Source organism: Flavobacterium sp. HBTb2-11-1 (genome assembly GCF_009826975.1).
In the GTDB taxonomy this organism is placed as follows: Bacteria; Bacteroidota; Bacteroidia; order Flavobacteriales; family Flavobacteriaceae; genus Flavobacterium.
Genome location: NZ_WUMO01000005.1, coordinates 160,598 through 173,624, shown reverse-complemented (window position 1 = coordinate 173,624; position 13,027 = coordinate 160,598). Strand labels below are relative to the sequence as shown.

Annotated in this window: 12 protein-coding genes; all 12 read right to left on the bottom strand. The window is 30.0% G+C overall.

Features of this window, described 5'->3' with window-relative positions:
• Nucleotides 1-14: 14 nt before the first annotated feature.
• Nucleotides 15-542, bottom strand: coding sequence for a hypothetical protein (locus GR162_RS12500; RefSeq protein WP_160782444.1), 528 nt, complete (start codon nucleotides 540-542; stop codon nucleotides 15-17).
• 97 nt (nucleotides 543-639) lie between these two features.
• Complete coding sequence (locus GR162_RS12495; protein WP_160782443.1) at nucleotides 640-2,010, bottom strand: DUF5458 family protein; 1,371 nt, start codon at nucleotides 2,008-2,010, stop codon at nucleotides 640-642.
• A 20-nt stretch (nucleotides 2,011-2,030) separates the two neighbouring features.
• Nucleotides 2,031-2,480, bottom strand: a complete 450-nt coding sequence (locus GR162_RS12490; protein WP_012025252.1) for a hypothetical protein — start codon at nucleotides 2,478-2,480, stop codon at nucleotides 2,031-2,033.
• A 54-nt stretch (nucleotides 2,481-2,534) separates the two neighbouring features.
• Nucleotides 2,535-3,047: a type VI secretion system TssO gene (gene tssO, locus GR162_RS12485; RefSeq protein WP_160782442.1), complete on the bottom strand. Its 513-nt coding sequence runs from the start codon at nucleotides 3,045-3,047 to the stop codon at nucleotides 2,535-2,537.
• A gap of 22 nt (nucleotides 3,048-3,069) precedes the next feature.
• Nucleotides 3,070-4,239, bottom strand: coding sequence for a hypothetical protein (locus GR162_RS12480; protein WP_160782441.1), 1,170 nt, complete (start codon nucleotides 4,237-4,239; stop codon nucleotides 3,070-3,072).
• Between the two features lie 203 nt (nucleotides 4,240-4,442).
• Nucleotides 4,443-5,252, bottom strand: coding sequence for a hypothetical protein (locus GR162_RS12475; protein ID WP_160782440.1), 810 nt, complete (start codon nucleotides 5,250-5,252; stop codon nucleotides 4,443-4,445).
• A 145-nt stretch (nucleotides 5,253-5,397) separates the two neighbouring features.
• On the bottom strand, nucleotides 5,398-6,222 hold the full coding sequence (locus GR162_RS12470) for an SH3 domain-containing protein (RefSeq protein WP_160782439.1): 825 nt from the start codon (nucleotides 6,220-6,222) through the stop codon (nucleotides 5,398-5,400).
• Between the two features lie 179 nt (nucleotides 6,223-6,401).
• Entirely contained in the window at nucleotides 6,402-7,319 is a 918-nt protein-coding gene (locus GR162_RS12465; RefSeq protein WP_160782438.1) for a hypothetical protein, read from the bottom strand.
• Nucleotides 7,320-7,418: 99 nt separating this feature from the next.
• Entirely contained in the window at nucleotides 7,419-8,561 is a 1,143-nt protein-coding gene (locus GR162_RS12460; RefSeq protein WP_160782437.1) for an SH3 domain-containing protein, read from the bottom strand.
• Nucleotides 8,562-8,671: 110 nt separating this feature from the next.
• Nucleotides 8,672-9,868: an SH3 domain-containing protein gene (locus GR162_RS12455; RefSeq protein WP_160782436.1), complete on the bottom strand. Its 1,197-nt coding sequence runs from the start codon at nucleotides 9,866-9,868 to the stop codon at nucleotides 8,672-8,674.
• On the bottom strand, nucleotides 9,853-12,498 hold the full coding sequence (locus GR162_RS12450; protein ID WP_160782435.1) for a hypothetical protein: 2,646 nt from the start codon (nucleotides 12,496-12,498) through the stop codon (nucleotides 9,853-9,855). The genes GR162_RS12455 and GR162_RS12450 overlap by 16 nt, the downstream gene beginning before the upstream one ends.
• Before the next feature lie 11 nt (nucleotides 12,499-12,509).
• Nucleotides 12,510-13,004 carry a DUF4280 domain-containing protein gene (locus GR162_RS12445; RefSeq protein ID WP_160782434.1) on the bottom strand — a complete coding sequence of 165 codons (495 nt, stop codon included), beginning with the start codon at nucleotides 13,002-13,004 and terminating at the stop codon, nucleotides 12,510-12,512.
• Nucleotides 13,005-13,027 lie beyond the last annotated feature (23 nt).

The window sequence follows — 13,027 nt, the reverse complement described above, 5'->3', positions numbered from 1 at the left end:
AACTCAATTAAATTTTATTTTTTCTTTCTCACTTTGTAGAGTTTTAGACAGTGCAGATAAAACCTTATATTTTGATTGTCGACTTCTGTAGGGCTAAATTCATAGTCTTTTTTGAGGGTAAAAAACTTTATAGTGTTTATGGAGTTAGACATTAACTTTTTAATATCTTTTCTTCTAAGCTCTAAAGCCGCAGTGCCATCGCAATTAACTTTAAAACTGTTTTTTAGTAAGTAGCGATCGCCATTTTTAAAATATAACTCTAGTGGCTGTTCTTGTTTTACACAGACGTTATCTGTAAAAATTTTAAAATATAGATAGATACTGCTTTTTCTTTTACCTAACTGAAAAACAGCATATTCGTAATCTTCATTGTATACACGAAGTAAAATTGGTGTCGCACTTGCAAATAACTTTCCTGAAAGCAATAAATCATTTTGCGTAATAGGACAGCTTAAAGTATCAATCTGATTTACTTTTTGTGCTTTAATCGAATTTGATATTGAAAACAAACCGACTAAAAGTAAAATTTTAAGTACGTTCATGAATTTGAATTATTTGGTTTGATCATTCAAAAGATCAATGTTTTGTTGAAAAAGGAAGCACAATTTTATGTGCTTCCTTTTTTTATTTACTGTACAATTATTTTTGTTCGTAATCTGTATCCCATTCTGTTCCGTCATCACCTTTGTGACCATCCATCTTAATAAGGAAGTTTTTAGCAGGGAAATACGGTTTCATATGGATATCCATATAGATTCTGTCTTTTTGAATTGAATCTTGTTCAAATCTGCGGATTTCAAAATTCTCAATTAATTTATCTGGACCAGTAATTCCATCAAGGAAAGCAACGATCTGATTCATAATTTCTTTACGCGTTTTTGCAGTAAAGTTTTCGAAAGCACGACGGTTAAGGAAATCCATTAACACTTTAGTTACGTAATCAAAAACACGAACTACAGAATACGTTTGCAATCCTAAGTTATCTCCACTGAATAATGTTTTAGCAGAGAAAGCCATTACTTTACCGTATTCATTTACCATCGGAACTAATCCTAAGTTTTCAAGATTAGCAATTTCGCTTTTCTTAAGATCAAACTTCACTCCGTCAACTTCATTAATTCCTCCAAATTTCTTACCTGCAGTAACCTGAGACATTAATGTTTTGTAAATTTTTCCTGCTAATGCAGCCGAAGGTGCAACGTGTAAATCTTCGTTTTCTCCAATTTGATCAAATCTTCCACGTCCAACAAGCCAGTTGCAAGTCATAATTACGTTAGAACGGTACACATCTCCTCCTGTTAAAGAAGCAGCGTCGAACATTTCCATTACATCATCCGGTTCATCAAGGTGTTCGAAATCTGTAACCAGCATCACTTTGTTTTCATGTGCAATTTTCGCCCATTTTTCGATCACTTTATTAGATCCTAAATATCCTGGAATTACTAAAATACCGTAGTTGTTTTTAAGGTCTAAACGATCGTAATTATCAACTAATTCTGCATGAATCGCATCAATAAAACGAGTATTGTCAAGATCTTTTAACTGATCTAATTCTGCGTTTACAATCGTAACATTTTTTACTTTATCCGATTCTGTGTTTTTAAAGAATAAAGCTAACGTTCTGTAAGCAGCTTCAATTTCTCTTGTATCTTCAACAGCTTTAGCAAGGTTTTTTTGCAATAAAGCTTCAGACTCTTTGCATTTGTCTTCACTTTGCGCCACCATATCAGTCAAAGCTTCATTGTTGCTTAAAACTGAAGACCAAAGTTCTAAAGTTTTTAAAAGTGTTTCTCTTTCTTTTGCTTTGTTTACTTCTCCTAAAAAGATTTTTCTTCTTGCTTTTCTATCTGGATTAAGGTTTTGAACTCCTTCAATTGCCATTTCCAACAAATCAAAACCGCCATATTTAGCCAGTTTTTCAACATTCTTTTCAATTGAAATTCCTTTAACTGCTTTAGGTTCTAATACCGCTGTATCCAGATCTCCTTTATATGCTTCTTTGCTTGACATATCTATACTTTTTTAATTTCTTATTTGTTCTCTTTTAACTCATTGATCAATGCTCCAAGGCTTTCTAACAAAGCTTGTTTTGCTTCTCCGTCTTCTAAAGCCGCTTTTAAAATCTTATTTGATTTTAACTGGCGGATAATTTTTTGATATTGATCTTTTTCTGTTTCAAGATCAGATAAAAAACTGCTTTGTGTTGTGATTCCTTTTATACCAAAATCACCTAAGTTTTTAAAGTTTAAAGGCTCAACTTTAGTAGCACCATCAGCAGTTTCAAAGTTTACTTTTACTTCTGGCTTAAAGTGTTCGAATGCTTTTTCGATGCTTGTAATTCCTTCTACCAATTCTGGTTTTACAGGAGCATCTACTGTTAATTTTTGAGCAACAAGTGTTCTGTTCTGAGGGATTGCAGTGATCGCTTCATCTGCATCAATTTTTACTTCATTACCTCCAATTCCATAGTTTGACAACATAATTTCAAATTTTTAAATGATTAGTTTATTGATTTCTTTATTCTAAATTTCTAATTATTGATTTTGGTAAACCTGACGACATACATCTAAGTCCCTGCTTACTTTTTCTAATTCTTCTTTGTACGTTTTAGCCGACTGGTTCAAACTGTCTATTAAGTGCGAATTGTGCGTAAGACTCCTAATTTGTTTTTTGTAATCAATGATATTCTTGTAAGCTAGAATAACATTGTTATATAATTTTTTATTTTCGGTAGTGTCTTTGGGAACTTTTTGATAGATATTGGCAATCATAACATTTGCCAGACGCTGCTGAAAATCGTTATCTACTTTTGGCGAATTGATTGAATCGATTGTCATTCTGATACTGTCAATTTTAACCGAAAAATTAGTTTGATAATCGTATTCTCTTTTCATCATTTCATTTTCTGCTTTTAGCATTTTGTTTTCTGCTACAGGCATGTAAAAGTTGAACGAAACTGCAATCAGCATAACTGCAAAAGTCAGGACAAAGGCAATTAAAAAAGCAATAAATGCTTTTTGGCGTTCTTGTTTATTTAATACTTCCATAATTATATTACTATTTTATTTTTTAGTCTTTTATAAAGAAACCGTGACGTTTCGGGTTATGAACGATGTCTTTTTTCTCTGTTTCAGCAACAAACAATTCGATGTTTTCTTTCTTCTTACCGATGTAATCCAGTTTGCTTAATGTTTCGAATAATTTCTCTATTCTGCTTAAAGCATTTATAGCCAGTGAAGCTGTTTTATCAATATGCACATGATCGTAGCCAGCATTTATAAGTGTAGTAAACAATATTTCGAAATCTCCTTGCGAAATATCACACCATTCGGCAAAATAGTTTAACAGCTCTTCTTTTCCTGCTCCTGATTTTGAATCGATAAAATTCTTCATCACTCTGGCAAATGCTACCACCGTGCTTAACATTGAAGCGGGATGCTGATGCAGTGAAAACCAACGAAACTGCGTTAAACAACTGCCTAAATAATACCCAGTATTGTCTGCCAGTTGCATTACGGTTTGCGGTAAAAGTCCTGTCTGTTGTCCTCTATTAATTTTTTGAGAAATCTGAACCGAGTAAATCTCAATCTGACCAAATGAACGGGCAATCTGCGCTTGCATATCAACCAGTTTAGGATGACAGGATACTGTTACAGAAGACGGAATATAGTCTTCGTCTAAAACTGTAGTATCGCCAATTAGAATTTTACCAATTGCGAGATAGAAACCACCGTATCCAATTCCTGAACGGAATTCTTCTGCTTTAATTAAATGCAGTTTGTATTCTGGCTGTGTGTACGGATACCTTGGCGGAACCTCATCTGGATCTGGTTCGCCAAAAGGGATTCTCTTTTTAGAATTAACCGATATACAAGCCAATAAAACCAATTGTTCGCCGTCTTTTATTTCGTAAGTATCTTCTGGATACGGAATCTGAAGGTCTAATGTATCTGTATTGCTTTTACTGATTTCAATTCTGGATCCGTTTGGTGTTATGGCGTGGCATTCTTCTACACGAACGCGAAGCAATTTGTGATTATCGATTCCTAAAGTAATTTTTGTAGCCTCTTTGTTTTGATTTCCAGAATCCAGCAGACCATAACTTATAGGTGTGGTATGAATACCTATTGCATCGTTTACCAACTCAGAAACATTGTCCTGAATAGATAAAAAATGACTCTTATTTATCTTCATCCCATCAATCCAGTTTACGGGAAAATGACTTAATTTTTCGATCATAATTCTATAGTTTTTATTTTGAAATGAGAATCTTTCGTTTCTCTTTTGTTGGGTTAGATTTTGATTATTAGCGTTGTTATTCTTATTATAACAAGATTTTACGGGTTAAATAGACACAATTATGCGCACTGAGTCTGATTTTCAGTTTCTCTCTTGGATTTATATTTTAGTTCTAAAAAGCATAAAGCCGCTACACATCTTAATTAAAAGTTACTTATATCATTATCTCCAAACTGTTCAATAACGCTATCAAAATTGAACTCTTTAAGAGATACTTCAATTTGTTTAGTGCTTTTTTCTTCTCCAGTTGGCAAACTTTTAAAATATGTAACTGAGTTAGAAACCCAATCTTCTCCTTTTTTATGAAACTCTACGTCAATTGAATTATGTCCACTTATAATAGTTAGTGGCAAACCTGTGGTTTTTATATGATTAATTTTTACATTACAATTATCAAAACATCTTTCAAAGATTAAATTTTCTTTTTTGTCTAATAATGATATACAATTATCATCCTCTATTAAAAGGACATTTCCATCATTTAGAGTAAAAGAATCATTAACAGAATCACCTGCATCGTCATCAGTGACACAATCTGCTTTTGCACCTTTTATTTTTTTTATTTTATCAGTACTAACCTCATTCACAAAATATTTAACAACAATTGGTAAATCATTATTTTTAATTTCCAATTTGGCAAGACCTTTTTCTTTATCTACAAATGAAAATTTATAATATACTTTTTCCGTTTTATCTATAAACAATGATATTCCTGTTTCATCTTCTTTTATATGATCAATCTTTGCTTTAGTACTTTCCATTACACCATTTTCAAAAATTGAATCATTAATAATTTTTATATCTTCACCTTTATATCCACAATCAATAATCAAAAAATCATTATCTCTTTTTTGTACCTCAATCCATGTTCCTTTAAAATCTTCTTTACTATCTTGAGACTTGCAAGAAAACAATACACTTAACAGTAACAGACCAAAAACTATTTTTCTCATATTATTCTATTTTATTATTTCTCAGCTAACAAAAATGTAAAACTCCTGCTAGCTAGGGCTTTTCTTTTCAATATGTCAATGAGCCTTATCAAACTTTATCGTTTGTTGTCCATTTTAATTTAAAATTCAAAAGATTAACTTTAGCTTAATTGATGATTCTACTTCTATGGACATACCCTTTTTGACCATCATTAGTCTGAATATAAAGCCATTTTTGATCTTTATTATCTAAAATTTCAATAGGTGTTCCCGATTTTATTTCTGCTAAAATATAAGCAGAGTTCATTGCATCGTCCCTTAAATTCGTATAACCATCTTTATCAAATATCTTATAACTATAATTTTTCTTTAAAAACTTATATATTTCTTCTGCCTTTGACTCCTTATCATCATAAAAAATTAAATCACCATTTTCATCATATCCATTATTGTCTTTATTTATTTTTTTATTAATGATAGAGTTTTCTTTAGTTTGTAATGCCAATAAGATTTCATCTTTGCACAGAATATAACCAGTATTCACAATTATCTTAACTGCATTTAAATCTTCTTGGGAAATTGCAGCGTCCATAACATTATTTGATTCTAGACCTAAATCATATTTTTGTACAAAGTATTTTAACCAGCTACTATCTATAAAATGTTCTGAATTTGTAAAAGTTTCATTATTTACCAATACAATTAAGTTTTCTGAATCAAAACCTTTTTTATCTAGATATTTTTTTTCAAACAATTCTAATTTTCTCTTAAACTCTAATTCATTTGGTGAATTAGTTTTTTTTAAATCATTTGGAGTAAATTTTATTATTGATCCTTCGTTAAATAATTCTGAAAATTTAATATTTTCTAAATCATTACCTTCTTTTTCAAGAACAATAGGCTGATTTTTTTCAATTTTAGCAGTTTTATTTTCACAGCTTAATATCAAGATTGATATTAAAACAAAAAGTGTTATCCTTAAATTTCTCATTATAATCTCTTATTAACTTCTTTTAATTCCCTCAGCTAACAAAAGCATAAAGCTTTTGCTAGCTGAGGCTTTTCTTTTCAATATGTCAAGGAACCTTTATTATTCTATATTTTTATTCTTGACTACTTTTGTAAAACTCAAACTAAAATGATTGGTTTTAATAAAATATATATTCTTAATTAGCTCTTCATTTTAAATAATTGCCAATCCTCATTTATAAATCTTTTACTTTTTATATAATATTGATCATTCTCTTTTTTAATTAAAAAAGAACTTTCTTCTTCATCTGATGTACAAGTCCCTTCTCCTGTATATTTTAATTTCAAACCATCCTTATCTTTAACAACTGCATAGCTACCTTCACAATATGCTTCAAGCGAATTTTTAGTCCCTATACTTAGTATGGCATTAGAATTTTGAAATTCAAAATAAAAATTAATTTCAATGGGATCACCTGTCTCTATACTGGAAACTTTGGTTTTAATAAAGTAACTTCCCCTCATTTCTCCAATTTCTTGCTTTTGTGATGATTCAGGAACAATTAAAAAATCTGATTTCCACTTTTTATATTGTGAATCATTTTTATCTTTTATATTAAGAGTAGCAATATTTTTCCACAATCCATCTGTCCACTTATAAATCAATTGTTTGTAAGGGAAATGCGGAAAATATGGAACATCCATTTTATCATTATGGGTTAAATATTTTTTATCAATTACCAAAATATAAACATCATAATTCATCTTTAAGTTATTAATACTCATTTTCGCGATTAAATCTTCTTCTTTTTCAATATCACTTTCAGTAATCAACTTTTTTTTGGGAAGAAGATATATTTCTACATTTCCTAAAATATTTACTGTAGGAGGTTGATATATACATCCATAATCAGGCACTGTAAAATATCCATCCATAAATGAATAATCTCCACATTTTAAAAGATTATCGAAATCTGCATCTGAATAATAATTACTGGTTTTGACACTCTCCTCTTCTTTTTTTAGATTCTTTGTATTACTATTATCAGTATTTTTTGAATTACAAGAATTAAAAAAAATGATAATAAAAACTGGAATAAGATTTATTAATTTCTTCATAATTTCTATTTTTAAATTCCCTCAGCTAACAAAAGCACAAAACTTTTGCTAGCTGGGGCTTTTCTTTTCAATATGTCAAGGAGCATGTATGCTATTATATTATTCTGCTTTTATTTTGGTTTTATAAACATATCCCTTATTTCCAGAACTTGTTTTAATCAGCCACCAATTTTCTGAATCATCTAATATTTCAACTCTTTCGCCCGATTTAATTTTTTCAATTACAACTGATGTACTATTTTTATCTTTTCTCAAATTAGTATAACCATCAGGATCTATAACTTTACCATAAGAAATTTCATTTTCTTCTGACATTAATAAATACTTTTTAGTATAATTTTCAATTAGAGGATACCCATAAAATTTTTGAGATTTAAATCTGTCTAACATCTTAGGATTTTGAATGTAAAAATTATTAAGTAAACTGTAACCTTTATTATCATTCAAATCCTTATCTTCATAATGCTGTAATTCAACATCTATTAAAAAAGCAAGTGTAGCATCAATCAATGCGCCATCTGTTTTCTCTTTAATTTTATTAGAATTATTATTCAGAAAATAAGCTAAATCAAAAATAAAATCAGGCTTTTTATTAGCTATATCTTGCAATATTTTTTTTCTAATTACATCTGGTTTTGTTTTATTATTATACCATAAAAGATGCCATTTAAAACTTTCATTATAATTGTCAACCTTCTTTATATTCTTCACAAATGAATTACTTAAAAGATTGTTTTTTTCATAATTTAAATACACTACAATATCTTCAACTTTATCTTTATCTATGTTGACTTTTGATATTGCAGATAAATCATCATTAAATAAAACCTTATTGTAGTTTATAAAATCAATATTATAGTCATTATTTGATCCGTCTTTGAGAATATCTGCAAAAGCATCTCCAGCTCCATCAATTACACCTCTATCAACTTGATAAGTATCGATAAACCCTTCATTACTTAAAGCCGTGTACCCAAGGCCACTTTCTAAATAAACATCATTAAATTTTGCATTATCAATATCAACTCCAAAATATTCAATAACTTTATTTTTAAATACACTATGTTCTAAGAATTTGTAATTATTATTTTTTAGCAAATCTCTCATTAATGGTGTATATTCAGCATATAACTTATCTTCATTTTTCTTTATTGATTCTGTTCTTTTCTCTTTTGTCTGAGAATTGCAAAAGCTAAAACTTACAATAGAAACAACTAAAATGGAAATCATTAAACTTCTCATAATTATTTTTTATAATTTTTAATTCCCTCAGCTAACAAAAGCATAAAACTTTTGTCAGCTGGGGCTTTTCTTTTCAATATGTCAAGGAGCATGTATACTAACTACTTAAATCATTCAGCTTTTATCTTGGTTTTATAAACATATCCTTTGTTTCCAGAACTTGTTTTGATCAGCCACCAATTACCTGAATCGTCTAATACTTCAACTTCAGTATTATTATTTATTTTTTGTAAAATTTCTGATGAAGAATTTTTCTCTTTTCTAAGATTCGTAAATCCATCTGGGTCCGAGATTTTAAAAATCTTACTTACTTCATCAGAATCTGAATCTCCTCCATAAACAATTTCTACATACTCTTTCAGTCTCATAAGATTAAAGTAATTATTTTCCTTTAAAAAAGTTTTATACTTTTTATTCTCACTCAAATTAGATTCTATATGACCTACTACACCGACTCTTAAATCTTTTTCATATAAGAAAGCAATGTATTTTTCTGCATCCAAGTAGTTGTTTGGATTACTTCTTATTTTTTCAATTATATCAGAGAAACTATTATAGCCATTACCTTCTTTTGCTTCTGTATAGCCTTCAACTGTTCCTTTATAGACAATACTTTCAATATCATTTAGAATACTTTCTCTTAAAATATATTTTTTAGATTTTACATCGTATGTAAAAATCAAATCATGGAATGAAACACTATCATCAAAATCGTAATTTTTAAATACAAATTTCACCAACTCTTTATCAGAATTATAGCCGTATTGTACAACTAAATCTATTAACTGCTGTTTATAACGAGACTTCAACCAATTAAATGCAATTTTATCCTCATAGAATACATAAGAATTATAATAAAATTCAAGGTTTTCATTAATAGCATTTTCACTGCCATCGGTTTCTTGATCTTCAATTAAGATAAATCTACTTTCTTTAATCGCAATTTCAGTAAACATTGCTGGTCTCAAAACAATAATATTGTTTTTATAATCGTACAAATTTATTTTAAAGACTTCTAGAGTTCTTTTTTTAAATATCTGTTCATCTGGAAATTTAAAATTATTCTTTACGAGGCTTGTTTTTACCTTGTTAATATAGTCTACAGACAAAGTATCATAATTAAATTTCTTACCTTCTCCTATATTTGAAATATTATATGGTGCTTCATTAATCTCATTCATATTTTCTATAGTACTTTCTTTTACATTGTTTTTATCTTCTTTATCCTTACAAGAAATCAATCCTATCAATAAGGATAAAACAATTATTGCATTTTTCATTTTATTAAATTTTATATTCCAGTCCATTTTTTTGTTCCTTTTTTGGGGTCATCCCATGTTGATTCTACTACTTTTCTTTCTTCAACAATAAATCTAACTGGTCTATCATCATTCAATTTCAAATCTGGCACTTCTTTCATAAAATTTGTAATTGGAGCAGTATCTGTTCCTGAATTAAATGTAAAACATCCAACCGAAAACCTTGGGCAATATTGATGTAAAGCAACCCCGCCTCTTGCACCATCTACACCATCAATACCATTTTCAGCTGATGCTCCTTTACTTTCTGAATCAATAACATATATTTTATATGTTTGACCTGCAACGCCAGGAACTAAAAAATATTCTCCGGGAGGAATTTCATTATACTGTCCAAATCTTTTATCTGAATGTTTAAACGAACCCTGTTTCTTACTATATGTTTGGTGTGTATCTCTACTTAAATAAGTTGTATAATCCGGATTTGGTAACTTTTTCGAAGTTTTAAGATTTTTATAATTCTGTAAACTCATGTCTCTATAAACACTCGTTTTATACATTACCCAATAAATATCCTGCGCTGGATCTTTTTCTTTCTTCGTATCAGTACCCGAAACAATTACTACAGTTCCAATTTCAGTACTTGTATCTGAACCTTTTTTACAATCATTTACTTTTAAAAATTTAACTGCATTTTTAAAAAAACTTTTTCTTTCTTCTAAGCCTTTTAAGGCTGAATTAATTTTTTTTGTAACTTTTTCAACAGCTTTAGCACTATTTTCATTAGCTACTGAATTTATATTATTTTTACCCCAATAAGCTAATGCTGAAGTCATAGCATCTTTTGGTTTATTCATTAAATCTGAATAATTCGTTTCCCAGTTTACATCAGCTTCATCGTTAATCTTCATATTTTTATTAAAATATTCTGATAAAGTTTTATAATTACTTTTCCAAGTAATTTGCTTAAAACCTCGTCCTCTATATCTGTAACCATCTCCAGAAGCAAAACCTTTATTAGAGTTATTATCCTTATACGCCCAATTAGCGATATTTATTTGATTCTCCTGACTAACAGCTTTGTAACCTTTTGTTCCTTTATCTTTGATTTCTCTACCCCATAACTTGGCATTCTTTTTACCTTCTACTGAAGTAAACGCTCCAAAGGTTGCAATCAAACTTTCCCAGTAATAATTAAACCCTTCTTCTAAATCAAAAAATTTACTTTCCTGCGCTATTTGCGCTAAAAAATGAGCTTTTCTAACACAAGTATTAATCCCTACTTTTTTTCTGTATGCATTTAAATGAGGAAGAGCTGATGTTATCATTCCATCATCTTCTATCAAACACTTTCCTTTATTATCTACACAAATCTTTTTAATCTGATCTAAAGTAATATCTTTAGTACAATTTTCACATCCTCCTTCTTTTTCTTTCCCTTCATTTTTATCACCCTCACCAATCTTCGCAGTCTTATTAGTATGCTCTACAGGATCTGGTTTAAAAACTTTAGCATCTACATCTACAACCTCACTTTTTTTATGATCTCTAGTTTGAATTACTTCTACATCAGCAAAAACTTCTTGTTCTGCACCTTCACCTGATATTCCCCCTTTGCTTCGAAGTATTGTATCTAATGCTACTGGAATTGGAAAAATATCTCCAGTAATTTTAACTGTTTTATCAAACAGTAAATCATTACTCAAGTAATCTTCATCGTATAATTTAAGACGAATTTCTTTTCCAATAAGTCCTTTAGAATCAACCCAAACAATAATTCCTTTTTCCTTATGGACTCCTTTTATCGGCTGTTTGGCAGAGTTTGTAATGTGTACTCTGGTAATTTCAGCCTTAACTTTTGGAGCGGTAGTAGAACCAGAAACTGGTGCTTTAGTTTTTGGCTGTGCCGGCTGTGGTACAGAAGCTTTAGGTTTAGGTGTTGCTGGCTGTTGTACTGGAACTTTTGCTTTATACGGCGCTACAGGTGTTTCTAGATCATTTACGTTTACGTTGTTACTTGCAATTTTATTTTTATTAAAATCTGTTGTAACATAGTATTCATGAATTTTTCCTTCTTCTGAACCGTTCTGTTTTGCAATTTTAGCAAAACTTGGTTTTAGCAAAAAGTCAACATCTGCTTTACCGTTCTTTACAATTCCAGAGAGTGTCTGTATTATATTTTTTTCATTTGCTTTATTGTGTCCTGCACCAGCTGCATCATCTTCCCAAAGGGTAACATATACTTTGTGTTTTTCCATATGGAGACAGTTAACCCTTGCTTTTAGAGTCTGTCCGTAAGAAAGCGGTTTCGCAGGTTTTTGTCCGTTTTTATCAAGCAGTACTATGCTTTCAATTTTTGGTTTTTCGGCAGGATGTGAAGTTATATTAAGGCGTGCCACGTCTTCTCCTCTTCTTGCCAGAATACGGATGCCTTTTCTTTCTAGACTTTTTTGAAGAAAGGTATAAGAGATTCTTTTTCCTGTTTTATCATTTTCTTTTGTCTTGCGCCATCTTCCGTTTTCGAGAATATATATTTCCCATTTTACAGGCTGTTCAAAACTATTATTAGAAGCTGAATTTTGAAAAGGCAGAATACTCGGTAAAAAAGTATTTACTGAGTAGAATTCTTCCTTACCTACAACAGGATCCGGATTTCCAATTATTTTAAAATCTGACATACTATTTTATTTTATTTACAAATAGAATCACTCTCTTCTAAACTCTCTTGAAATTTTGAGGTATTAACCAAAGGATTTATTTGATTATTTACCTGCGGCTTCGCTTTTTTAGCATTTTGTTTGCTTGCTTCTGCTTTTTGACCGTGTTTATCTACTTCTATACAATCTGGCCCTCCAATAGGACAAGTTCCTTTACTGTCTTCTAGTAAAATCTTCCCTTGATTGCTCAAGGTTACTTTTTCGTAAAAAGCACTCCACTTCGTAATTGTGGCCTGACATGGTAGATAATCTCCGCTTCCGTTTGGCTGCATTTTGCATTTCCCAAATGTGTTTTTCTCTAATGTCTGTCCAATTTCTTTGTCGGTAGCAATGAGTTTTTTCTCTGCATCTTTATCATTAGCATAATGCTTATTCTGCGATTTTACTTTTAATATATCTTTTTTGGGTTCTACGCTAAATTTACATTTTAGTGAAGCTCCCTGAACTACTATATGTTTCTCACTCATTGCCTTACCATTATAAATATTAC

Excerpts from the sequence above, each read along its gene's own strand:
- GR162_RS12445 (WP_160782434.1), bottom strand. The coding sequence starts at position 13,004 with ATGAGTGAGAAACATATAGTAGTTCAGGGAGCTTCACTAAAATGTAAA.
- GR162_RS12475 (WP_160782440.1), bottom strand. The coding sequence starts at position 5,252 with ATGAGAAAAATAGTTTTTGGTCTGTTACTGTTAAGTGTATTGTTTTCT.
- GR162_RS12455 (WP_160782436.1), bottom strand. The coding sequence starts at position 9,868 with ATGGACTGGAATATAAAATTTAATAAAATGAAAAATGCAATAATTGTT.
- GR162_RS12450 (WP_160782435.1), bottom strand. The coding sequence starts at position 12,498 with ATGTCAGATTTTAAAATAATTGGAAATCCGGATCCTGTTGTAGGTAAG.
- GR162_RS12480 (WP_160782441.1), bottom strand. The coding sequence starts at position 4,239 with ATGATCGAAAAATTAAGTCATTTTCCCGTAAACTGGATTGATGGGATG.
- GR162_RS12460 (WP_160782437.1), bottom strand. The coding sequence starts at position 8,561 with ATGAGAAGTTTAATGATTTCCATTTTAGTTGTTTCTATTGTAAGTTTT.
- GR162_RS12470 (WP_160782439.1), bottom strand. The coding sequence starts at position 6,222 with ATGAGAAATTTAAGGATAACACTTTTTGTTTTAATATCAATCTTGATA.
- GR162_RS12490 (WP_012025252.1), bottom strand. The coding sequence starts at position 2,480 with ATGTTGTCAAACTATGGAATTGGAGGTAATGAAGTAAAAATTGATGCA.
- GR162_RS12500 (WP_160782444.1), bottom strand. The coding sequence starts at position 542 with ATGAACGTACTTAAAATTTTACTTTTAGTCGGTTTGTTTTCAATATCA.
- tssO (WP_160782442.1), bottom strand. The coding sequence starts at position 3,047 with ATGGAAGTATTAAATAAACAAGAACGCCAAAAAGCATTTATTGCTTTT.
- GR162_RS12465 (WP_160782438.1), bottom strand. The coding sequence starts at position 7,319 with ATGAAGAAATTAATAAATCTTATTCCAGTTTTTATTATCATTTTTTTT.
- GR162_RS12495 (WP_160782443.1), bottom strand. The coding sequence starts at position 2,010 with ATGTCAAGCAAAGAAGCATATAAAGGAGATCTGGATACAGCGGTATTA.